At 66.1% G+C, this 20627-nt stretch carries 24 protein-coding genes; 22 read left to right on the top strand and 2 right to left on the bottom strand.

Annotation, left to right across the window (positions count from 1 at the left end; translation table 11 throughout):
- Positions 1-84: 84 nt before the first annotated feature.
- Entirely contained in the window at positions 85-855 is a 771-nt protein-coding gene (locus BVH06_RS23855; protein WP_075935689.1) for a ParA family protein, read from the bottom strand.
- A gap of 235 nt (positions 856-1090) precedes the next feature.
- Between BVH06_RS23855 and BVH06_RS23850 the strand changes: the two genes are divergently transcribed.
- Genes BVH06_RS23850 through BVH06_RS23745 form a run of 22 tightly spaced genes read left to right on the top strand, consistent with a single transcriptional unit; the run spans position 1091 to position 19998 of the window.
- Positions 1091-1804 (top strand): beta-ketoacyl synthase chain length factor, encoded by a 714-nt coding sequence (locus BVH06_RS23850; protein ID WP_075928624.1) that lies wholly within the window; start codon positions 1091-1093, stop codon positions 1802-1804.
- On the top strand, positions 1777-2586 hold the full coding sequence (locus BVH06_RS23845) for a 1-acyl-sn-glycerol-3-phosphate acyltransferase (RefSeq protein ID WP_177345404.1): 810 nt from the start codon (positions 1777-1779) through the stop codon (positions 2584-2586). The genes BVH06_RS23850 and BVH06_RS23845 overlap by 28 nt, the downstream gene beginning before the upstream one ends.
- Positions 2567-2827 carry a phosphopantetheine-binding protein gene (locus tag BVH06_RS23840; protein ID WP_075928623.1) on the top strand — a complete coding sequence of 87 codons (261 nt, stop codon included), beginning with the start codon at positions 2567-2569 and terminating at the stop codon, positions 2825-2827. Before BVH06_RS23845 ends, BVH06_RS23840 begins: the two co-directional genes overlap by 20 nt.
- Positions 2828-2838: 11 nt before the next feature.
- Positions 2839-3096, top strand: a complete 258-nt coding sequence (locus BVH06_RS23835; RefSeq protein ID WP_075929110.1) for an acyl carrier protein — start codon at positions 2839-2841, stop codon at positions 3094-3096.
- The gene (locus BVH06_RS23830) at positions 3093-3638 is read left to right on the top strand and encodes a hypothetical protein (protein WP_075935688.1); all 546 of its coding nucleotides are present in this window, start codon (positions 3093-3095) and stop codon (positions 3636-3638) included. Before BVH06_RS23835 ends, BVH06_RS23830 begins: the two co-directional genes overlap by 4 nt.
- Positions 3635-5293, top strand: a complete 1659-nt coding sequence (locus BVH06_RS23825) for an acyl-CoA synthetase family protein (RefSeq protein ID WP_075935687.1) — start codon at positions 3635-3637, stop codon at positions 5291-5293. Before BVH06_RS23830 ends, BVH06_RS23825 begins: the two co-directional genes overlap by 4 nt.
- Entirely contained in the window at positions 5290-6033 is a 744-nt protein-coding gene (locus BVH06_RS23820) for a glycosyltransferase family 2 protein (protein WP_075935686.1), read from the top strand. The genes BVH06_RS23825 and BVH06_RS23820 overlap by 4 nt, the downstream gene beginning before the upstream one ends.
- Positions 6033-6968 carry a glycosyl transferase gene (locus tag BVH06_RS23815; RefSeq protein ID WP_075928619.1) on the top strand — a complete coding sequence of 312 codons (936 nt, stop codon included), beginning with the start codon at positions 6033-6035 and terminating at the stop codon, positions 6966-6968. Before BVH06_RS23820 ends, BVH06_RS23815 begins: the two co-directional genes overlap by 1 nt.
- The gene (hutH, locus tag BVH06_RS23810; RefSeq protein ID WP_075928618.1) at positions 6949-8490 is read left to right on the top strand and encodes a histidine ammonia-lyase; all 1542 of its coding nucleotides are present in this window, start codon (positions 6949-6951) and stop codon (positions 8488-8490) included. Before BVH06_RS23815 ends, hutH begins: the two co-directional genes overlap by 20 nt.
- Positions 8491-8543: 53 nt before the next feature.
- Positions 8544-8969 (top strand): thioesterase family protein, encoded by a 426-nt coding sequence (locus tag BVH06_RS23805; RefSeq protein ID WP_075928617.1) that lies wholly within the window; start codon positions 8544-8546, stop codon positions 8967-8969.
- The gene (locus tag BVH06_RS23800; protein WP_075935685.1) at positions 8966-9574 is read left to right on the top strand and encodes an outer membrane lipoprotein carrier protein LolA; all 609 of its coding nucleotides are present in this window, start codon (positions 8966-8968) and stop codon (positions 9572-9574) included. The genes BVH06_RS23805 and BVH06_RS23800 overlap by 4 nt, the downstream gene beginning before the upstream one ends.
- Positions 9564-11897: an MMPL family transporter gene (locus tag BVH06_RS23795; RefSeq protein ID WP_075935684.1), complete on the top strand. Its 2334-nt coding sequence runs from the start codon at positions 9564-9566 to the stop codon at positions 11895-11897. Before BVH06_RS23800 ends, BVH06_RS23795 begins: the two co-directional genes overlap by 11 nt.
- Complete coding sequence (locus tag BVH06_RS23790; RefSeq protein ID WP_075928614.1) at positions 11894-13042, top strand: sodium:proton antiporter; 1149 nt, start codon at positions 11894-11896, stop codon at positions 13040-13042. The genes BVH06_RS23795 and BVH06_RS23790 overlap by 4 nt, the downstream gene beginning before the upstream one ends.
- Positions 13029-14273: an NAD(P)/FAD-dependent oxidoreductase gene (locus tag BVH06_RS23785; RefSeq protein ID WP_075935683.1), complete on the top strand. Its 1245-nt coding sequence runs from the start codon at positions 13029-13031 to the stop codon at positions 14271-14273. Before BVH06_RS23790 ends, BVH06_RS23785 begins: the two co-directional genes overlap by 14 nt.
- A 10-nt stretch (positions 14274-14283) precedes the next feature.
- The gene (locus tag BVH06_RS23780; protein ID WP_075928612.1) at positions 14284-15006 is read left to right on the top strand and encodes a class I SAM-dependent methyltransferase; all 723 of its coding nucleotides are present in this window, start codon (positions 14284-14286) and stop codon (positions 15004-15006) included.
- The gene (locus tag BVH06_RS23775) at positions 15003-15482 is read left to right on the top strand and encodes a DUF3261 domain-containing protein (protein ID WP_075928611.1); all 480 of its coding nucleotides are present in this window, start codon (positions 15003-15005) and stop codon (positions 15480-15482) included. Before BVH06_RS23780 ends, BVH06_RS23775 begins: the two co-directional genes overlap by 4 nt.
- Positions 15479-16678 carry a beta-ketoacyl-[acyl-carrier-protein] synthase family protein gene (locus BVH06_RS23770; protein WP_075935682.1) on the top strand — a complete coding sequence of 400 codons (1200 nt, stop codon included), beginning with the start codon at positions 15479-15481 and terminating at the stop codon, positions 16676-16678. The genes BVH06_RS23775 and BVH06_RS23770 overlap by 4 nt, the downstream gene beginning before the upstream one ends.
- Positions 16675-17142: a hotdog family protein gene (locus BVH06_RS23765; protein ID WP_139315717.1), complete on the top strand. Its 468-nt coding sequence runs from the start codon at positions 16675-16677 to the stop codon at positions 17140-17142. Before BVH06_RS23770 ends, BVH06_RS23765 begins: the two co-directional genes overlap by 4 nt.
- Positions 17139-17867, top strand: a complete 729-nt coding sequence (fabG, locus tag BVH06_RS23760; RefSeq protein ID WP_075928609.1) for a 3-oxoacyl-ACP reductase FabG — start codon at positions 17139-17141, stop codon at positions 17865-17867. The genes BVH06_RS23765 and fabG overlap by 4 nt, the downstream gene beginning before the upstream one ends.
- Positions 17868-17883: 16 nt before the next feature.
- Complete coding sequence (locus tag BVH06_RS23755; RefSeq protein WP_075935681.1) at positions 17884-19110, top strand: beta-ketoacyl-ACP synthase; 1227 nt, start codon at positions 17884-17886, stop codon at positions 19108-19110.
- 27 nt (positions 19111-19137) lie between these two features.
- Positions 19138-19539 (top strand): hypothetical protein, encoded by a 402-nt coding sequence (locus BVH06_RS23750; RefSeq protein ID WP_177344589.1) that lies wholly within the window; start codon positions 19138-19140, stop codon positions 19537-19539.
- Positions 19540-19557: 18 nt separating this feature from the next.
- On the top strand, positions 19558-19998 hold the full coding sequence (locus BVH06_RS23745; protein WP_075928606.1) for an excinuclease: 441 nt from the start codon (positions 19558-19560) through the stop codon (positions 19996-19998).
- A 41-nt stretch (positions 19999-20039) separates the two neighbouring features.
- Here BVH06_RS23745 and BVH06_RS23740 read toward each other — a convergent pair whose 3' ends face one another.
- The gene (locus tag BVH06_RS23740) at positions 20040-20594 is read right to left on the bottom strand and encodes an isoprenylcysteine carboxylmethyltransferase family protein (protein WP_075935680.1); all 555 of its coding nucleotides are present in this window, start codon (positions 20592-20594) and stop codon (positions 20040-20042) included.
- Positions 20595-20627: the final 33 nt, after the last annotated feature.

Below are 20627 nucleotides of genomic sequence, written 5' to 3'. Positions count from 1 at the left end.
GTATCGCTGCGCTCAACACCGGGCTACGGAAGGGATAAGGCCCTAGCCTGCGGTTGAGCGCAGCGATACCCAGGGATGCTTGGATCAGCTGCGCTGCAGCAGGTTGTGCAACTCGACGTACTGTTGGGTCAGCTTGTGGCGCGGGTCGAGGTAGATCAGCGGCATGCAGGCCTGGTGGGATTCGCGCATCTTCACCGAACTCATCAGGTTCACCGGCAGCACCGGCAGGCCTTCGCCCACCAGCTCGTCGAGCAGTTGCTGCGGCAGCGAGGCGCGGGGCTGGAACTGATTGACCACGATGCCCTCGACCTGCAGCGCTTCGTTGTGGTCTTCCTTCAACTCGTCGATCTCGCGCAGCAGACCGTACAGGGCATTGCGCGAAAAGGTGTCGCAATCGAAGGGAATCAGTACGCGATCAGCTGCGATCAATGCAGATACCGTATAGAAATTCAGCGCAGGCGGCGTATCCAGGTAGATCTGCTCATAGTCCTCGGACAATTCCTCGAGCAGTTTGCGTAGCTTGTTGATCTTGTGTTTCTGCTCGAGCTTGGGTTGCAGCTCGGCCAGCTCGGGCGTGGCGGTGATTACGTGCAGGTTCTCGAAGGGCGTCTCGTAGATATCCACCTTGCCCTTCTTGGCGAACGGCCCGCTGGACAGCGTCTGCTTGAAGAAATCGGCGATGCCCATGGGAATGTCATCACCCGTCAGCCCGGTCAGGTAATGGGATGAATTGGCCTGAGCATCGAGATCGACCAGCAGCGTTCGGTACCCTTGCGATGCACTGACCGCAGCGAGATTGCAGGCAATGCTGGATTTGCCCACGCCACCTTTCTGGTTGAATACCACGCGCCTCATTCGAATCTCCCTTCTCCACTAGTACATTGATACTAGGCAAAACCTCGTGACAGTCATACGTGACAAGCGAAACGCGTCATCCATCAGAAAATCGCTACTTAATGTTTGCGGGGTCTTGCCATCCCCCGGATAATGCCCGCGCAGCATCGCTCCCCCATCGACAAGGCTCTTGTCGCACAGGACAGTCGTACAGACAAGGAAATGCCCGGCGGGCCAAGCAGAGTTTCATCTAGAAATGCATTTCAGGATAGATCAATGGCGTGCCTGGGCTCCTGGCCTGGACAGTACGGATGACTGGCTCGCCTGGAGCAAGGCGCCCGAACGCCTGCCCGATGGCGGACAGCAGCCCGACGTCGGCTTTCTGCCTGCCCTGCAACGCCGCCGTCTGAGCCGCCTGGCACGCATGGTGTTCCAGGTTGCCTGGCCATTGGCCGAAGGCCACTCGGCGCTGCCCCTCGTGTTCGTTTCGCGGCATGGCGAAACGCCGCGCAACCTGGCGATCCTAAAGGACCTTGCAGTTAAAGAACCGCTGTCGCCGACACAGTTCAGCCTTTCCGTGCACAACGCGATCATCGGCCAATGGTCGATCATGCGTGGCGACACTAGCGAGATGACCGCTCTGGCCGGCGAAGGCGACGGCCTGGAAATGGCCATGCTCGAGGCCCTGAGCTTTCTGGACGAGGGTGCGCCGGCCGTGCTGCTGGTGATCGGCGAGGAAGCCCAGCCAGAGCCCTACGCGCCGTTCATCGATGACGTGCCGTTCCCCTATGCGCTGGCTCTGCTGCTCAAGCCCGGTGACGACTGGAGTTTGGAGCTGAACAACGCGCCAGGCTCGCGCAGCGCCTGGCCGCACCCGCTGAGCCTGATCCAGGGCCTGTGCCTGCACAGCGCAGCCCTCCAACACACCTGGAAAGAGCGCCAATGGACCTGGTCACGCAAAAGCCTGTGAAACCCTACAGCCCGCCCTACTGGTGGCGGCTGATCGCCACGGCGGCCAGCTTCACGCTGTTCGGCATCGGCGGCGTGCTGCTGCGCATTCTGGTGTTCCCGGTGCTGTCGCTGCTGCCTGGCGATGCCGCCGCCCACCAGCGCCGCGCACGGCGCGTGGTCAGCCTGACCTTTCGCACCTTCGTCGAATTCATGTATCGCAGCGGCGTGCTCACCTATGAGGTCGAGGGTGCCGAGCGCCTGGGCCGCCCGGGGCAGATGATCATCGCCAACCATCCCTCGCTGATCGATGTGGTGGTGACCATCGCCTTCACCCGCGACACCAACTGCGTGGTCAAGCAAAGCCTGTGGGACAACCCCTGCATGCGCGGGCCGATCCGTTCGGCCGGCTACATCAGCAACAGCGGCAGCATGGACATGCTCGACGAAGCCGCCGGCGCACTGCAGCAGGGCCAGACCCTGGTGATCTTCCCGGAAGGCACGCGCACCACGCCCGGCCATGCACCGGAGTTTCACCGTGGCGCCGCGGCCATCGCCCTGCGCGGCGCGCGAATCATCACTCCAGTGGTAATCAGCGTATCGCCCACCACTCTGACCAAGGCCGAGCCCTGGTACCGCATTCCCGCGCGGCGCTTCCACATCCGCCTGCGCGTCGGCGAAGACATCGACCCGGCGCACTTCGCCGCCATGGGCGCGGCGCCGGTCGCGTCGCGCAAACTCAACGATCATCTGCATCAGCATTTCATACAGGAGCTCGCCAAAGATGAGCGCTCTACAGCTTGAGATCAAAAACCTGATCATCGACTCCCTCGGCCTCGAGGACGTCACCGCGCAGGACATCGACGACGACATGACCCTGTTCGGTGAAGGCCTGGGCCTGGACTCGGTCGATGCCCTGGAGCTCGGCCTGGCCATCCAGAAGCGTTTCGGCATCAAGATCGACGCCGAAGCCAAGGACACCCGCACCCATTTCGCCAACGTGGCCAGCCTGGCAGCCTTCGTTGCCAGCCGCCAGGCAGCCTGAGGACGATGAGCATGCAAACCCGTGAGGAAATCTTCGACACCTTGCGCGACGCCCTGGTGGAGCTGTTCGAACTGAGCCCCGAGCGCATCAGCCTGGACGCCAACCTGTACGAAGACCTGGAAATCGACAGCATCGACGCCGTCGACCTGATCGATCACATCAAGCGCCAGACCGGCAAGAAGATTGCCGCCGAAGCGTTCAAATCGGTGCGCACCGTCGGCGACGTGGTCGAGGCGGTGTATCAGATGGTCAACGCGCAACCGCTATGAGCCGTCTGCTCGGCCTGCTGGTCGCGCTGGTCAGCGTGGCCTACCCGTTCGCCGTGTATTTCGGCGCCGGCCACCTGTCGCCAACGCTATTCGCCGCCCTGCTCGGCGGCCTGTGGCTGGCGCGGTTGCTCAGCAACTCGGGTGACCGCAACAGCCGGCGCATGACCGGTGCGGTGCTGGTGTTCTGCCTGTTGCTGGTACTGGCCGATGAGCCGGCACTGCTGCGCTGGTATCCGGTGCTGGTCAGCGTGCTGCTCGGCCTGCTGTTCGCCAGCAGCCTGAAGATCGGCATGCCGATGGCCGAGCGCCTGGCCCGCCTGCGCGAACCCGAGCTGCCACCGGTGGCGGTGCGTTATACCCGCCGCGTCACCGAAGTGTGGGCCGCGTTCATGCTCACCAACGGCTTGCTGGTGGTGGCGCTGAACGTGTGGGCACCGCTGTCCTGGTGGACGCTGTACACCGGGCTGATTTCCTACCTCCTGATGGGCCTGCTATTCGCCGGCGAATGGTTGGTACGTCAACGTGTAAGGAGAACCGCATGAGCTGGCTGAACCTCGAAGACCTGCTGCTGGCCCCCGATGCCAGCCGCCAGGTGACGCCCGAGTTCGACCATGCCGAGCTCTGCCTGCGCGCCCTGAGCCTGGCCGCTCACTGGCAGGCGGCCGGCGTGCAGCGCGTCGCCCTGCACCTGCAGGATGCTTCCGAGCTGGCCATCGCCCTGTTCGCCGCCTGGCAAGCCGACATCCACGTGCTGCTGCCCGCCGATGCGCAGCCGCAGACCCGCCAGCGCCTGGGCGCCCAGGTCGACCTGTGGGTCGAGCAGCTCGACGATTCGATGATCGCAACGCCGCGCGAGGCCAGAGCGCTGGATCGCGAGCGCTGTCGCCTGACCCTGTGCACCTCCGGCTCCAGCGGTGAACCCAAGCTGATCGACAAGAGCCTCGGCCAACTGGCCAACGAAGTGCAGGCGCTGGAAGCGCTGTGGGGCGAGCGCCTCGGCGATGCGCTGATCATCGGCAGCGTGGCTGCCCAGCACATCTACGGCCTGCTGTTCCGCGTGCTTTGGCCACTGTGCGCCGGACGGGTATTTCTGCCCAAAGCACTGCCGTTCCCTGAAGACCTGCAACTGGCCAGCCTGCCCTACCCGGCCTTCGCCTGGATCACCAGCCCGGCGCTGCTCAAGCGCATGGGCGACAACCTGGACTGGCCGGCACTGAGCCGCGTGCGCCAGGTGTTTTCCTCCGGCGGCGCACTGCCGGCCGAGGCCGCCGCCTCGGTACAGCAGCGCCTGGGCCAGTGGCCGACGGAAATCTATGGCAGCTCGGAAACTGGCGGCATCGCCTGGCGCCAGGGCGGTGAGCACTGGCAGCCGTTCGCCGATGTGCAGCTCGACGTCAACGAAGAAGGCGCTCTGCGCCTGAGTTCGCCCTATCTACCGCTCGGGCACTGGGAGCAGATGGCCGACGCTGTGCAGATCGACGCTGACGGGCGCTTCACCCTCGGCGCGCGTCTGGACCGTATCGTCAAACTCGAAGAAAAACGTATCTCCCTGCCCCTGCTCGAACAGGCCCTGGCCCAGCACAACTGGGTCAGCGAGGCGCGCCTGGGCGTGCTGCAGCAGGGCCGCGCCTTTCTCGGCGCTCTGGTGGCCCTGTCACCCGAAGGCTTGCACGTACTGCGCAACCAGGGCCGCCGCCACCTCACCGAAGGCCTGCGCCGTCACCTGGCCGGCCACTGCGAAGCCATCGCCCTGCCACGCCGCTGGCGCTTGATGGCGCATCTGCCGTACAGCAGCCAGGGCAAGCTCGGCCAGGCACAGGTCAATGAGCTGCTGGCAGCCGCCCGCCCGACCCGCGTAGAGCCGGCCAGCGCCCGTGAAGAAAACGGCGAGTGGCATCTGGAGCTGGACGTGCCGCTGGATCTGGCCCACTTCAGCGGGCACTTTCCCGGCACTCCCGTGCTGCCCGGTGTGGTGCAGATCGACTGGGCCCAGCAACTGGCTCGCGAGCTGATTACCGAACTGCCGCCGCTGTTCGGCGGCATGGAAGTGCTCAAGTTCCAGCAGTTGGTGCGCCCCGGCGACCGCCTGCAACTGACCCTGCGCTTCGATGCCGAACGCGACAAACTGTACTTCACCTTCCGCAGCGGCGAAGCCAACTGCTCGTCCGGGCGCATCCTGCTCAAGGCGGCGCCATGACTACCGCGCAACACCGCCCCTGTGCGCTGATCCCGGTGTACAACCACGAAGGGCCGCTGCCCGGCGTGGTCGCCAGCTTACTGGCCGCCGGCTTGCCATGCCTGCTGGTCGACGACGCCTCCGGCCCGAGTTGCGCCGCGGTGATCGACCGCCTGGCCGGCGAGACCGACACCCACCTGCTGCGCCTGGCGGAGAACCAGGGCAAGGGCGGCGCGGTGATGGCCGGCCTGCGTGAAGCCCAGCGCCTGGGTTTCACCCATGCCCTGCAGGTGGACGCCGACGGCCAGCACGATCTGCAGTCGGTACACGCCTTTCTCGACGAATCCCGCGCCCACCCCGACGCCATCGTCTGCGGCTACCCGCAGTACGACGCCAGCGTCCCCAAAGGCCGCTTGTACGCCCGCTACCTGACCCACGTGTGGGTGTGGATCAACAGCCTGTCGCTGGAGATTCGCGACTCCATGTGCGGCTTTCGGGTCTACCCACTGGCCGCCAGCGTGGCGCTGATCGACTCGGCGAAACTGGGCAAGCGCATGGATTTCGACTCGGAGATCCTCGTGCGCCTGTCATGGCGCGGGCAACCGATGCGTTGGCTGCCGACCCGGGTGCACTACCCTGAGGACGGCGTCTCGCACTTCCGGCTCTGGCAGGACAACGTGCTGATCTCGAAAATGCACGCCAGACTGTTCTTCGGCATGCTCTGCCGTGCGCCCGTGCTGCTCTACCGGCGGTGGCGCTGATGGATCAGAGCAGGCACTGGGCCGGCCAGCGCGAGCGTGGCAGCTTCGCGGCGATGAAATTCACCGCCCTGGCATCCCGTTACCTGGGCCGCCGGGCGCTGAGCCCGTTGCTGTACCTGATCGTCGCCTACTTCTTTCTGTTCGGCGCCAAGGCGCGGCGTGCCATCGGCCAGTACCAGCAGAACCTGGCGAGCTGGAGCGGGCGGCCTGGGCTGCGCCCGACCCGCCGCTCGGTGTTCGCCCAGTTCATGGCCTTTGCCGACAGCCTGCTCGACAAGCTCGACGTGTGGAGCGGCCGCCTGCACCTGAGCGACGTCGACCTAATCGACCCACACGGCCTGCACGGGCAGATGAGCGGCACCCGCGGGCAACTGCTGGTCGGCGCCCACCTCGGCAATCTCGAAGTGTGCCGCGCCCTGGCCGAGTTGAGCGCCCAGGTGCGCATGAACGTGCTGGTGCATACCCGTCATGCCGAGCAGTTCAATCGCCTGCTCAAGGAAAGTGGCGCCAACAACCTGCGGCTGATTCAGGTCAGCGAGCTGGACCCGGCAGTGATGATGCGCCTGGCCGAATATCTGGAGCGCGGTGAGTGGCTGGCGATCGCCGGCGACCGCGTGCCGCTCCACGGTGAACGCACCGTCGACGTGAATTTTCTCGGCCACTCGGCGCCCCTGCCCCAAGGCCCCTGGTTACTGGCCGGGCTGCTGCAATGCCCGGTCAACCTGATCGACTGCCTGAAGATCGACGGCCGCTATCAGGTCATGCTGCAACCCTTCACCGATGCCGTGCGCTGGAAACGCAGCGAGCGCGAAGCGGTGATCCAGGGTTGGGCGCAACGCTATGCCGATCACCTAGCCGGACGCTGCCTGCAAGCCCCGCAGCAGTGGTTCAACTTCTATCCGTTCTGGAACGACCATGACAACACAGCAGCCTGAAACCGTGACCTTCGGCGCGCAGCCACTGCGTCTCGAACAGATCGTCAGCCTGGCCCAGCGCACCGCGCGCGGCGCGCTGGACGAGAGCCCCGCATGGCGCGACCGCATCGCCCGCGGTGCGCGTTTCGTCGACAGCCTGCTAGACCGTGAAGGCATGATCTACGGCATCACCACCGGCTACGGCGACTCCTGCGTGGTGGCCGTGCCGCTGCATCAGGTCGAGGCCTTGCCGCGCCATCTGTACACTTTCCATGGCTGCGGCCTGGGCAAGCTGCTCGACGCGCCGGCCACCCGCGCGGTACTGGCCGCGCGTTTGCAGTCGCTGTGCCAGGGCATGTCCGGCGTGCGCCTGGAACTGCTCGAGCGCCTGCAGGCATTCATCGAATTCGATGTGCTGCCGCTGATCCCGGAAGAAGGTTCGGTGGGCGCCAGCGGCGACCTGACGCCGCTGTCCTACATCGCCGCGACCCTGTGTGGCGAGCGTGAAGTCATGTATCGCGGCGAGCGCCGCAGCGCCGCTGACGTACACGCCGAACTGGGCTGGACGCCGCTGGTGCTGCGCCCCAAGGAAGCCCTGGCGCTGATGAACGGCACCGCGGTGATGACCGCCCTGGCCTGCCAGGCCTATTCCCGTGCCGATTACCTGCTCAAGCTGGCCACGCGCATCACCGCGCTGAACGTGATCGCCCTGCAGGGCAACCCGGAGCACTTCGACGAGCGCCTGTTCGCCGCCAAGCCGCACCCGGGCCAGAACCAAGTCGCCGCGTGGATCCGTCAGGACCTGGCCATCGACGCTCCGACCGCGCCGCTGCATCGCCTGCAGGATCGCTACTCGATCCGCTGCGCGCCCCACGTGCTCGGCGTGCTGGCCGACAGCCTGGGGCTGCTGCGCCAGTTCATCGAGAACGAACTGAACAGCGCCAACGACAACCCGCTCATCGACCCCGATGAGGAACGCGTCCTGCACGGCGGGCACTTCTACGGCGGGCATATCGCCTTCGCCATGGACAGCCTGAAGAACCTCATCGGCAACCTCGCCGACCTGCTCGACCGCCAACTCGCCCTGCTGGTCGACACCCGCTACAACCACGGCCTGCCGAGCAACCTGTCCGGCGCCCCCGTGGAAACCGCGATGATCAACCACGGCTTCAAGGCCGTGCAGATCGGCGCCAGCGCCTGGACTGCCGAAGCCCTGAAGAACACACTGCCGGCCAGCGTGTTCTCGCGCTCCACCGAATGCCACAACCAGGACAAGGTGAGCATGGGCACCATCGCCGCTCGCGACGCCCTGCGCAGCCTGGAGCTGGCCGAGCAGGTCGCGGCCGCCACACTGATCGCCGCCAACCAGGGCGTCTGGCTGCGCCAGCGCGCCGAAGCCACCGTACTGCCCGCGGCCCTGGCCGATATGCACGGGCAGCTGAGCGAGGACTTCGCGCCGCTGATCGAGGATCGCGCCCTGGAAGGCGAACTGCGCCTGTGCCTGCAACGTATCCGTGCACAGCACTGGAGCCTGTATGCGTAATTCGCTTCGTGCCGCTCCCACAGAGATAGCCATCGCTCTCGAGGACGCTCTCCATGCGCGCTAAAGGCGTTCTGCAGGCCGAGGTGGAAATCCTCGTGCCGTTCTTCGACGTGGACATGATGGAAATCGTCTGGCACGGCCACTACGTCAAATACTTCGAGCAGGCCCGCTGCGCCCTGCTCGACAAGCTCGACCACGGCTACCCGCAGATGCGCGACAGCGGCTACGCCTGGCCAGTGATCGACCTGCAATTGCGTTACATCCGCGGTGCCACCTTCGGCCAGCGCATCAGCGTGTGCGCCGATCTGGTGGAATGGGAGAACCGCCTGAAGATCCACTACCTGATCAGCGACACCGCCACCGGCGAACGCATGACCCGCGGCAGCAGCGTGCAGGTCGCGGTGGAGATCGCCAGCCGCGAAATGCAGCTGGCCTCGCCCAAGGTCTTCATCGATGCCGTGCAGCGGGTGATTGGATGAAAGCCCTGGCGCGTTTCTACCTACTATTCGGCCTGCTGCTCACCGCGTTGAACAGCCAGGCCGAACCACTGACCCTGGATCAACTGAGCCAGCAACTGTCGCAACACCCCGTGGTGCGCGGCCCGTTCGTGCAGGAAAAGCACCTGCGCGCCCTGCCGCAACCGCTGACCAGCAGCGGCACCTTCGTGCTGGCCGCCGACGCCGGCCTGTTGTGGAAGCTGGAAAAACCGCTCAAGCAGGATTACCGCATCGACGCCAACGGCATCGCCAAGCGCACCGCCGACGGTTGGCAGATGCAACCCGGGCGTGACGTGGCGGCCCAGCAGAGCAAGCTGTTTCTCGACGTGCTCAAGGGCAACCACAGCGGCCTGGCGCGCAATTTCGAGCTGCAGCTCAGTGGCGACGCCAAGGCCTGGACCCTGACCCTGACGCCGACCTCGCTGCTGCTCAAGCAGGTGTTCAGCCGTATCGACATCGGCGGTGGCGAACTGGTCGAGCGCATCGAACTGCACGAAACCCAGGGTGACCGCACCTTGCTGCGCATGCCCGCCAGCATTGCCGGCGACGCCCTGAGCGAACAGGAGCGCAGCGATTTTGCGCGCTGAGCACACCCTGATCGAACGCAGCCTGCCGCGGCTGTTCGCCGTGCTGCTGGTGGCGCTATTGGCGCTGACCGCCTGGCAATGGCGCAACGGCCCGCCGGTAGCGGCCAGCATGCTCGCCCTGCTGCCCAGCGGCGCCGGCGACGCACGCCTGCAACAGGCCGAGGCACGCATGCAGGAGCCGATTCAGCACGACCTGCTGGTGCTGGTCGGCCACCCGCAGCGCGAGCGCGCGGTTGCCCTGGCGGCCGAACTGGGTCGCCAATGGCAGGCCAGCGGCCATTTCGAGCAAGTGCGCTGGCAGCTCGACAGCGACCTCGATGCCCTGCGCCAGCACCTGCGCGAAAGCCGCCTGAACCTGCTGCCTGCCGTCGACCGCCAGTTGCTGATCGAGCGACCGGACGCCTTCATCGAGCAACGCGCCGCAGCGCTGTTCGACCCCTTCGCCTCGTTCAGCCTGCTGCCGCCGGAGCAGGACTGGCTCGGCCTGGGCGCCCGCGCCCAGCAGGCACTCAATTTCGGCGGCCGGGTGCAGCCGGACCTGGCCAGCGGCACCTTGCTGGTCAACGAGCCCGGCATGAGCTGGGCCGTGCTGCACCTGCGCAGCCGTGGCGACGCCTTCGACATGCAGGCGCCACTGGTCATCGCCCAGGGCATCGACGCGGCCCGCCAGACCGTCGAGGCCGATGGCGGCCAGCTGCTCGCCACTGGCGGCGCGCTGTATGCCGCCGCCGGCCAGAACAAGGCCATGAGCGAGATGACCCTGATCGGCGGCGCGGCCAGCCTCGGCACCCTGTTGCTGTTGCTGATCGGCTTCCGCCGCCCGCGGGTGCTGCTCAGCCTGCTGCCCATCGGCGTGGCGCTGGTGGCCGGTTGCGCCGCCTGCGTGCTGATCTTCGGGCAGATCAACGCCCTGACCCTGGTGCTCGGCGCCAGCCTGATCGGGGTGGCCGCCGACTACCCGCTGCACTACCTGAGCAAGAGCTGGGGCCACGCCGAATGGCGCAGCTGGAGCGCGCTACGCAGCACCCTGCCGGGCCTGAGCCTGAGCCTGGGCACCAACCTGATCGGCTACCTGGCGCTGGCTTTCACGCCGTTTCCGGCGCTCACCCAGATCGCCGCGTTCTCCGCAGCCGGACTGATCGGCGCCTACCTGTGCTCCGTGTGCCTGTTGCCTGCCTGGCTGAACGGCATGCGCCTGCGCCCGGCGCCACGCCTGCTGGCCGTCGCGACCCAGGCGATCAGCTGGCACGGTCGCCTGCGCCAGGGCAGCGGCACCTACTGGCTGCTGGCGCTGTTCCTGGCGTTCTGCGCCGCCGGCATCTGGCAGTTGCACAGCCAGAACGACCTGCGTCAGTGGCTGGGCAAGGACCCCGCGCTGTTCGCCCAGTCGCAACGCATCGTCGAACTCACCGGGCAGCAGCCCACCAGCCAGTTCTTCCTGGTGCGCGCCAACGACGAAGCACAGTTGCTGCAGCGCCAGCAGACGCTCGGCGCGCGGCTCGACGCGCTCGCCAGCAGCGGCCAACTGCGCAGCTACCTGTCTCTTAATCAACTGCTCGCCCCCGCCGACCAATTGCAGGCATCCCGCGAAGCGCTGCGTGCGCTGCCCGCCCACTGGCAGCCGCTCCTGGCGCTGGGCATTCCCGCCGAAACCTTACAGGCCGAGCTGCAGCAATTACTGGCACAACCTCAGGCAAGCCTGGAGCAGGCCCTGGCGAGCCCGCTGGCCGAGCCCTGGCGGGCGCTGTGGCTGGGCCGTGACGAACAGGGTGTGGCCGCCATCGTCAGCCTGCAGGGGCAGACCGACAGCGCCGTGCTGCAAGGCGCCGCCGATGGCCTGGACGGTGTGCAACTGGTCGACCGTCTGGGCGAGCTGAACGGCCTGTTCGCCGCCACCCAGGTCAGCGCCGCCGAACTCAAGCTGATCTCCTGCCTGGCCATCGTGCTGCTGTTGTGCATTCCGTTCGGCCTCGGCGGCGCCTTGCGGGTGGTCTGCCTGCCGCTGCTGGCTGCGCTGGCGGCTTTGGCCTGCCTGGGTTGGCTGGGACAGCCGCTGACGCTGTTCAGCCTGTTCGGTTTGCTGCTGATCACCGCCATCGGCGTCGATTACGCCATCCTGATGCGCGAGAACATCGGCGGGCCGGCGGTCAGCCTACTCGGCACGCTGCTATCGGCGGTCTCCAGCTGGCTGTCGTTCGGCCTGCTGCTGATCAGCCAGACGCCCGCCATCGCCAACTTCGGCCTGGCCATCAGCCTGGGCCTGATGTTCTGCTTCCTGCTCTCGCCGTGGGCCGGCACGCAACAGCATGAGGTGAAGGGATGACGATCGCCCTTTGCTGGCTCGCGCTGATCGGCCTGTTCGCCCTGACCACCTGGTTGGGCAAACGCCTGGGTCTGATCGCCATCGTCAGTCAATTGCTGCTGGGTACCTTCGCCCTGCCGTTGCTGCTGTACTGGAGCACGCCGCTGGGCGTCGGCGCCGAGCAACTGCTCGCCCCGGCTTGGCTCAAGCCGCTCTATGGCATCGCCTTCAGCCTGCTGCTGGCGCATATTCTCAGCGACGTGATCGACCTCGACCTACAGGCGGCCAGCCTGAAGATCGCCCTGCCGAGCTTCTTCGTACCGTTCTTCTGCGGCCTGGTCTGCGCGCTGTGGCTGCTGCCACCGCTGGACAGCCTGACATCCATCGCCATCGGCCTGCTGTTCGCGCTGACGGCGATTCCGGTGCTGTTTCTGTATCTGCAGGATCTCGCCTACCCCGCTGCGCGCACCCGCACGCTGATGCAGGCGGCGATTCTCATGGACTTGCTGTGCTGGTCGATCTTCGCCCTCGCCCAGGGCAGCCGCGACCCCAGCAGCCTGCTGTGGCCGCTGCTGGCAGCGGCCAGCCCGCTGGTGCTGCGCTTGCTCGGTCTGCGCCACGCCGTGCTCAACGGCAGTCTGTTTCTTGGCCTGCTGCTGCTCCTCCAGCAACTGGGCTACAACGTGCTGGTGTTCGGTATCGCCTACCTGCTGCTGGCTGCCGCTCTGCGTTTACCGCTGCGCTTGCCGCTGCCGGCCAAGGCCTTCACGGCGCTGCAGACCTGGCTCGCCGTGCCGCTGATTCTTGCCTACGGCCTGCTGCAGATCGACTGGCACGGCCTGGCCGCAGACTTCGGTTTCACTGCCACGCAATTCATCGCGCTGCTTGCATTGCCAGCGATCAGCAAACTCGCCGGTAGCTGGCTGGGGCTTTCGTGGGCGGCAGGTGGCCTGGAGCTGAGCCAGAGCAAATGGCGCGAGAGCATTCTGCTCAATACTCGCGGCCTGACGGAGATCGTCTTTCTCAACCTGCTGCTACATCAGCAGATCATCAGCACCCAACTGTATTTCGCCCTGATGCTCATGGGGCTGCTGTGCACCTTGCTGCCGGCGACCCTGCGCAGATCAACCAAACTCGAGGCAAAGAGCCGCTATGAAGTCTCCTGAAGTCCAACAGCATCAGATCGTCGTAGCCGGTGCCGGCCCGGCCGGCGCGATTGCCGCCGCCATCCTCAAGCGCAAGGGCCACGAGGTGCTGATCCTCGAACGCCAGCGCTTCCCGCGCTTCTCGATCGGCGAGAGCCTGCTGTCGCACTGCCTGGACTTCGTCGAGGAAGCCGGGATGATCGACGCGGTGCGGGCGGCGGGCTTCCAGACCAAGCACGGCGCCGCCTTCGCCTGGGGTGATCGCTACACCGACTTCGATTTCCGCGAGACCTTCACCAAAAGCTTCGGCTCGACCTACCAGGTGCAGCGCGCCGATTTCGACAAGGTGCTGGCCGACGAAGCCGAGCGCCAGGGCGTGACCATCCGCTACGAAGAGGAAATCGTCGCCGTGGACTTCAGCGGCGAGCAGCCGTTGCTGTCGGTACGCCGCCTGACCGACGGCCACGAGTACCAGGTGCGCTGCACCTTCGTGCTCGACGCCAGCGGCTACGGCCGCTTGCTGCCGCGCCTGCTCGACCTCGAACTGCCGTCCAACCTGCCGATGCGCAAGGCGCTGTTCACCCATATCGAAGACCGCATCGACCACCCAGGCTTCGACCGCGAGAAGATCCTCATCACCACCCACGCCAGCCTGCGCGACGTGTGGTTCTGGACCATTCCGTTCAGCAATGGCCGTTGCTCCCTCGGCGTGGTCGGCCTGGCCGAGCGCTTCGACGGCTACCCCGAGGACATGGACGCCGCGCTCAAGCAGTTCGTCGCCGAAACGCCAAGCCTGGCCAAGGTGCTGGGCAATGCCGTGTGGGACACCCCGGTGCGCGAGATCAAGGGCTACTCGGCCAACGTCAAGGCCCTGCACGGCAAGGGCTTCGCGCTGCTGGGCAACGCTGCCGAGTTCCTCGACCCGGTATTCAGCTCGGGCGTGACCATCGCCATGCGTTCGGCGAGCATGGCCGCCAACCTGCTGCATCGCCAGCTGAGCGGCGAAACCGTGGATTGGGAACAAGACTTCGCGATTCCGCTCAAACGCGGCGTCGACACCTTCCGCGTGTATGTCGAGGGCTGGTACGACGGCAGCTTCCAGGACGTCATCTACTACCCCAATGCCTCGCCCGAGATCCGCGCCATGATCAGCTCCATCCTCGCCGGTTATGCGTGGGACGCGCGCAACCCCTATGTGGCCGAACCTCGCCGTCGCCTGCGGGTGCTTGCCGAGTTGTGCGCCAGTGCCTAAGGAGATTGCGATGGATCGCGCCGCGTCCACCTACGTCGAGGAGACCGGTTTCGGTTTCTGGTTCCTGCGCAGCCACGTGTGGCAGCACCATGTGCTGCGCGTGGCCGTCGACGACCTGCGCGGGCTGATCGACGGCCCGCTGCCCGTCGCACCGGTGGTGCTGGATGCCGGCTGCGGCCAGGGCAAGTCGTTCTCGCTGCTGCAACGTGCCTTCGCGCCGGCGCGGATCATCGGCCTGGACGCCGACCCGCACAGCCTCGACTGCTCGCGCGCCGAAGCTCAGCGCCTGGGCCTCGACGTGCAACTGATCGCCAGCGACTGCGCGGCGATCCAGTTGCCCGATGCCAGCGTGGACATGCTCTTCTGCCATCAGACCTTTCATCATCTGGTCGAGCAGGAGCAGGCGCTGGCCGAGTTCTGGCGCGTGCTCAAGCCCGGCGGCCTGCTGCTGTTCGCCGAGTCGACCAAGTACTACATCGACACCTGGGTGATCCGCTGGCTGTTCCGCCACCCCATGGAGGTGCAGAAGAGCGCCGCTGAATACCTGGCCATGCTGCGCCAGCAGGGCTTCGAATTCAGCGAGCGCAACGTCTCCTATCCGTACCTGTGGTGGAGTCGCTCGGAGGATTTCGGCTTGCTGGAGCGCTGGGGCATCCGCAAGGCCAAGCCGTTCGGCCAGCGCAACGAGACCCTGGTCAACGCCGCGGTGCGCAAACCGCTGGAGCCGGCATGAAACACCTGCTGACCCTTGCCTGCATCCTGCTGCTGACGGCCTGCGCCGCCCGCACGCCGCTGCCCGCCACCACGCCGCAATTGGCGCAGCCGCTGCCGATGTCGCTGCAGGTCAGCACCGCCGATGGCCAGGACTGGCTGCTGGTGATCCAGGCCGAGGGCGAGGCCCTGCGCTGGTCGTTGTTCGACCCCCTTGGCGTCCCGCTGGCCCGGCAATCGCTGGCAGGCGGCGCCTGGCACAATGACGGCCTGCTGCCACCCAACCCCGCGGCCCGCGAGTTGTTCGCCGCCCTGCTGTTCGCCCTCACCCCGGACGCTCAACTGGCCGGCAGTTATGCCGATAAAGGCTGGCGACAAGGCGCCGAGGGGCGCCAGCTGGCCCCTGACTGGCGTATCCGCTATGGCGCCGGGCAGGCCATCGAACTGAGCAATGCCACGCAGCAGTACCGCGTGCGCCCGCTGGAGACGCAACCATGATCGCTCGACTCGACGCCCTCGGCGTGATCTGCGCCCTCGGCCAGGGCAAGCAGGCGGTGGCCGATGCTCTGTTCGCCGGCGACACCCGCGGCATGCGCCGCCAGGCCGGCTGGATTCCCGAGCGCAGCGTGACCGTTGGCGCGGTCGAGACGCCCTTGCCGGAGATCCCCGCCGGCTTCGAGCACGCCGACAGCCGCAACAATCGCCTGCTGCTCGCCGCCGCCCGGGAGATCGAGGGCGACATCCGCGCCGCTATCGCCCGCTACGGCGCCAGCCGCATCGCCGTGGTGCTCGGCACCAGCACCTCGGGCATCGCCGAAGCCGGCGAGCACATCGCCGAGTACGTACATGACGGCGAGCTGCCGGCCGCCTACCGTTACAGCCGCCAGGAGATCGCCGCGCCAGCCAATTTCCTGGCTGACTGGCTGGGCCTCAGCGGCCCGGTCTATTGCCAGTCCACGGCTTGCACCTCCAGCGGCCGCGCCCTGCTCGCCGCCCAGCGCCTGCTGCGCATGGGCGTGTGCGATGCGGTGCTGTGCGGTGGCGTGGACAGCCTGTGCAAACTGACCCTGAACGGCTTCGCCAGCCTGGAGGCGGTATCCGACGAGCGCTGCAACCCGTTCTCGGTCAACCGCCACGGCATCAATATCGGCGAGGCTGCCGCGTTGTTCCTGATGACCCGCGCGGAGCAGGGCCCCGGCATCGGCCTGTTCGGCGGCGGCGCCACCTCCGACGCCCACCATATTTCCGCCCCCCACCCCGAGGGCCTCGGCGCCCAGCAGGCGATGCGCCAGGCACTGGCCGCCGCCGGGGTGGCCGCCGAACAGATCGGTTACCTCAACCTGCATGGCACAGCCACCACGCACAACGACGCCATGGAAAGCCTGGCCGTGCAGGCGCTGTTTCCGGCGGGCGTGGCCTGTTCGTCGAGCAAACCGCTGACCGGCCACACCCTGGGCGCTGCCGGCGCTCTGGAGGCGGCCTTCTGCTGGCTGACCCTGTCGGCCTACAACACCGCCAATCGCCTGCCGCCGCACATCTGGGACGGCCAGGCCGAACCGCACCTGCCGCGACTCGATCTGGTCAGCGCAAACGCCAACCGACAGTTGCCAAGCCCCGGCCGGCGTTATCTGATGAGCAATTCGTTCGCCTTTGGCGGCAACAATATTTCCTTGATCCTGGGAGACCTTTCGTGAGTGTCTGGCCCGTCGCCGAGCTGGTGCCCCACGCTGGCGACATGATTCTGATCGACGAGGTGCTGGCGTTCGGCGCCGACCATATCGACACCCGCCTGGTGGTACGCCCTGGCGGCCTGTTCAGCCAGGCCGACGGCAGCCTGCCGGCTGCGGTGGGCATCGAGCTGATGGCCCAGAGCGTGGCCGCGTTCGCCGGCTGCCACGCCCGTGAACAAGGCCTGCCGGTGGAGCTCGGTTTTCTACTCGGCACCCGCAACTTCACCTGCAACGTGGACCGTTTCCCGGCTGGCAGCACCCTGCTGATCCACGCCAATCGGTCGCTGCAGGACGACAACGGCATGTGCGTGTTCGAATGCCGCCTCGAAGGCCCGGACATCCTGGTCGAAGCGCGGCTCAACGTGTTCCAGCCCCGTGACGTGTCCACCTATATCCAAGAACCCCCACTTCAGGAGCCGTCCCAATGAGCGAGACCATTCTGGTCACCGGATCGAGCCGCGGTATCGGCCGTGCCATAGCCCTGCGCCTGGCGCGCGCCGGTTTCGACCTTGTGCTGCACTGCCGCTCGCGCCGCGACGAGGCCGAAGCGGTACAGCGCGAGATCGAGGCCATGGGCCAGAAGGCGCGCATCCTGCAGTTCGACGTGGCCGACCGGGCAACCTGCCGCAACGCACTGGAAACCGACGTGGAAAGCCATGGTGCTTACTACGGCGTGGTGTGCAACGCCGGGTTGACTCGCGACGGCGCCTTCCCGGCACTCGGCGAGGAGGACTGGGATGTGGTGCTGCGCACAAATCTGGATGGTTTCTACAACGTGCTGCACCCACTGACGATGCCGATGGTGCGTCGCCGCAAGCCAGGGCGTATCGTCTGCATCACCTCGGTTTCCGGGCTGATCGGCAACCGCGGCCAGGTCAACTACAGCGCCTCGAAAGCCGGCATCATCGGTGCCGCCAAGGCCCTGGCAATCGAGCTGGGCAAACGCAAGATCACCGTCAACTGCGTGGCCCCTGGGCTGATCGACACCGAGATTCTCGACGAGCACGTACCGCTCGAGGAGATTCTCAAGATGGTACCGGCTGCGCGCATGGGCACCCCGGAAGAAGTGGCCGGCACGGTGAATTTCCTGATGTCCGAAGAGGCGGCCTACATCACCCGCCAGGTGATCGCCGTGAACGGCGGTCTGTGTTGAAAGAGAGCGAAGTGGCATGAAACGCGTAGTCGTTACCGGCATGGCCGGCATTACCTCCCTGGGCGATAGCTGGGACAGCATCGCGGCGAACTTCCGCGCCAACCGCAGCGGCATTCGCGTGATGCACGAGTGGGATCGCTTCAGCGAGCTGAACACCCGCCTGGGCGGCCCGGTCGACGACTTCGTCGTGCCCACCCACTGGACCCGCAAGCAGCTGCGCAGCATGGGCCGCGTGTCACGCCTGTCGGTGTACGCCGCCGAACGCGCCCTGGCCCACGCCGGATTGCTCGAAGACGAAAGCATCAAAGATGGGCGCATGGGCGTGGCCTGCGGCTCGTCCACCGGCAGTACCGACGAGATCAAGGCGTTCGGCAACATGCTGCTCAATTCGGTGGCCGACGGCCTCAACGCCAACTCCTACATCCGCATGATGCCGCACACCACGGCGGCCAACATCAGCATCTTCTTCGGCCTCACCGGCCGGCTGATCCCCACCTCCAGCGCCTGCACCAGCGGCAGCCAGGGCATCGGCTACGCGTACGAGGCGATCAAGTTCGGCCGCCTGCCGCTGATGCTCGCCGGCGGCGCCGAGGAGCTGTGCCCGACCGAAGCGATGGTCTTCGACGCGCTGTACGCCACCAGCCTGAAGAACGACGCACCACACACCAGCCCGCGCCCTTACGACAGCGGCCGTGACGGCCTGGTGATCGGTGAAGGCGCCGGAATGCTGGTGCTCGAGGAGCTGGAACACGCCCTGGCACGCGGCGCCACCATCCACGCCGAGATCGTCGGCTTCGGCTGCAATGCCGATGGCCAGCACGCCACCAAGCCGGTGCAGAGCACCATGCGCCGGGCCATGGAGCTGGCCCTGGAAGATGCCACGCTGACGCCCGAGGCCATCGGCTACGTCAATGGTCACGGCACCGCCACCGAACAGGGCGACGTCGCCGAAACTCAGGCCACCAGCAGCCTGTTCGGCCCGCGCATGCCGATCAGCTCGCAAAAGAGCTACTTCGGCCACACCCTGGGCGCCTGCGGCGCGCTGGAGTCCTGGTTCAGCATCGAGATGCTCAACCGCGACAGTTACGTGCACACCCTCAACCTGGAGCACATCGACCCGGCCTGTGGCGAGCTCGACTACCTGCGCGGCGAGTTCCGCGAGATGAGCCACGAATACGTGATGAACAACAATTTCGCCTTTGGCGGGGTCAATACGTCGCTGATCTTTCGCCGCTGGCGCTGATTTTTCTCAAGACAAGGACCAAGGATGATGTCTCGCCTCAACCGCTTCGCCCTGCTCGCCGCACTGCTGCTGGGCATTACTGCCTGTACCTCGAAACCGGTGCTGAATATCACCAGCAGTGCGCCGCCCGCCATAGTGAAGAGCGAGGACGACATGCGCCGGGCGATCCTCACCGCCCTGCAACGCCGGCAGTGGACGGTGGAGCGCGCCGACCGCGGGCAGATCATGGCGCTGATCACCCGCCGCAGCCATCAGGCCGAAATCACCATTCCCTACAGCGCGTCGGGCTACTCGATCCGCTACCGCGACAGCCACAACCTCGACTACCGCAAAGGCAAGATCCACCGCAACTACAACAAGTGGGTCCGTAATCTCGACCGCAGTATCCAGCAGGAACTGCAAAGCCCCTCCCTTCCCATGCCCCAGTAACACCCCAGGAGAAACCCGATGAACGCGAAACGCTTGACCGCTGCTGCACTGCTCACCGCCGCCCTGCTACCCGCCGTCAGCCAGGCCCGTGACACCGCCCACTTCCTGGACTTCCAGTCGGTGGTCAACGAAGCCACCCAGGCCGGTCGCCTCGACGGCTCGGTGAAGTTCTACCTGAACAAGACCCCGGCCGGCGCCAAGATCATCAACGCCAACGTCACCACCAGCCAGAAGACCAACGCCTTCAACAAGACCGACGAAGCCGCCTGCAGCTGGGCGCTGCAATCGGCGCTGATCAAACTGCAGAACTCGGCCAAGGCGGCAGGCGCCAACGCCGTGGTCGACCTGGCCAGCAACTACAAGAACAAGGAATACCGCGACAGCGGCAAGTACGAATGCCACGCCGGCGCCATCATGGCCGGCGTTGCGCTGAAGGGTAAATACGCGAGCGTCAAGTAAGCCCGTGATGCGCCGCAAGCACAGCCTTGCGGCGCGTCGGCTCAGAAGATGAAGGGCACGAACATCCGGCTGCGCGCCATGTAGTCGCGGTAGGCGTCGCCGAAATAGGCCAACGACTCACGCTCCTCGACGCGCGCGGCGAGCCACAGCAGCACGCTGGACGCGACTGCCAGCAGCATGAGGAGGGTGGTCGGCTGCTTCCAGGCGATACCCCAGGCGAGCAGCAGCAGCGAGCAGTACATCGGATGGCGGATATAGCCGAAGATGCCGCTGGTAACCAGTTGCGAGGTACGCTCGAAGGCGAACAGTTCGTCGTCCTGACGGCGCTCGTCGGCACGCCCGAAGCGGCGCATCTGGTAGACGCCGGCGAACAGCACCGCCAGCGAGGAAGTCAGCAACACCCAGGAAATCTGCTGATGCACGGCAGCGCGATCCTCGAACCAGAACGGCGCGTTGAGCACCAGCATCACCAGCATCACCTCCCAGGCGAAGTAGCGATAGAAGCCGTGGCTGCGCGGGTTGCCCAGCGAGCGCCAGGAGACGAGCGTCAGGGCGATGCTCAGCCCCACGAAAACCAGTAATTGCCAACCGCTCACTCGCTTGCTCCCCAATACCCTCTGTTACACTGC

The sequence above is a fragment of the Pseudomonas sp. PA27(2017) genome (assembly GCF_001945445.1).
Classification (GTDB): Bacteria; Pseudomonadota; Gammaproteobacteria; order Pseudomonadales; family Pseudomonadaceae; genus Aquipseudomonas.
This window is presented reverse-complemented; position numbering and strand designations above follow the sequence as displayed.